Consider the following 1,720-nt stretch of genomic DNA (forward strand, 5'->3'; position numbering starts at 1 on the left):
GTTAAGAACCTGTTTCGAAGCCCACGATGGAGTGTGTATGCAGCGGGTAATGCCAGCCCGAGCGGTGACGGTAGAAGTGGTGAATTTGGTTGATTGTGGTGAAGATGAAGTGCAGCGGCAAGTGGATGATGCGGCACGAGAAGTTTTTGACCTAAGCCAAGATTTAATGTTGCGCACAAAAATCATCAAACAGTCTCAAACACGGCATATTTTGTTGTTCACGTTGCATCACATCGCATCGGATGGTTGGTCAATGCAGCTATTAATAAAAGAGTTTAATGCATTTTACCAAGCTGCGATAACAGGCGGGGAAGCGGATGTGCCTGAATTACCGGTCCAATATGGAGATTACGCGTATTGGCAACAGCAACAGTTAACGGAGCAAAACAAAGCACAGTTGTTAAGGTATTGGCAGGCTAGGTTGTCGGGCATGCCGAGCTTACACGGATTGCCATTAGATAAGCCGCGACCAGCCAAGCAAGAATTTACCTCTGGATATGTGCGTAGTCGGATAGGCAAAGAGACATTGGCAGGGTTACAAGCGCTAACGCAAAGCGCAGGTGTCACGTTATTTATGGTACTGCAAGGTGCTTTTGCGGTGTTATTGAGCCGCTTAAGCGGTGAGTCGGACATCGTCTTAGGCGTACCGACAGCGGGGCGTAGTGAGAGTGAATTGTCGCCATTAATAGGGTTTTTTATCAATACCTTGGTGAGTCGAACACAGGTTGATTTAGCGCAGCCATTTACGGCGTTATTGGCGCAGATAAAGGCAGATACGCTGGCAGATTATCAGCATCAAGGGCTCCCTTTTGAGCTGTTGGTAGAGGCATTAAACCCAGATAGAAGCTTAGCATATAACCCCTTGTGTCAGGTTAAGTTGGTGCTACAGAACCATCGCAGCAGTGACGATGAAGGGTTGAGTTTGGGAGAGGCGAGGCTGAAACCACTCCAACAAAGTCAAGAGCAGGTACGGTTTGATTTGGATTTGACTTGCTCGGAGGGAGAAGGCGAGTTGCTATGCCATTGGCGGTATCAACAGAGCTTGTTTACAGAAGCGACGATAGCGGCGTATGCCCGTAGCTTTGAGTATCTATTGGAGAGTATCGCGAAGGGAGCCCAAGGTAGCTGCAAAAGTTTAGCCTTGTATGACGATGAAATGCGTCAAAGCTTGATAGAAGAGAGCGTAGGTGCGGCCTGTGATTATCGGCGAGGAGAAAGTGTAGTAGAGCAGTTTGCGAGACAAGCCCAGCAGACGCCGGAGAGAATAGCGGTACGGGATGATTCACACGCACTGAGCTATGGAGAGTTGTACAGTCGCGTGAATCAGTTGGCACATTACCTTCAAGAGCAGGATATAGGGGTGGGAGAGCGAGTTGCGTTGGTGATGACGCGAGATGTCACGCTCTTGGTGGCGATGCTAGGGGTGATGGCGACGGGTGCGAGCTATATCCCATTGAGCCCGGATAATCAGACGGCACGTTTAGCAGATATATTTAACGATGCGGATGTGACTCAGGTCTTGGTATCGACATGTTTATTAGAAATTTTACCGGTTTCAGGGGTAGATGTGTTAATGCTGGATGAGGATGAGTGGGGCTTATCGGGTTATGACAGCCATCCGGTGGGAGTGACACATACCTTAGCGGATAGCGCCTATGTGATTTATACGTCAGGGTCGACGGGTAAGCCAAAGGGGGTGGAGGTAAGTCACAGAGGATTA

Annotated in this window: 1 protein-coding gene; it reads left to right on the top strand. The window is 49.0% G+C overall.

Annotated elements, in window-relative coordinates:
* A partial coding sequence (locus tag MHN32_RS23510) for a condensation domain-containing protein (RefSeq protein ID WP_275440518.1) occupies positions 1–1,720 on the top strand: 1,720 nt, incomplete at both ends.

The sequence above is a fragment of the Pseudoalteromonas sp. Of11M-6 genome (assembly GCF_022347905.1).
GTDB lineage: Bacteria > Pseudomonadota > Gammaproteobacteria > Enterobacterales > Alteromonadaceae > Pseudoalteromonas.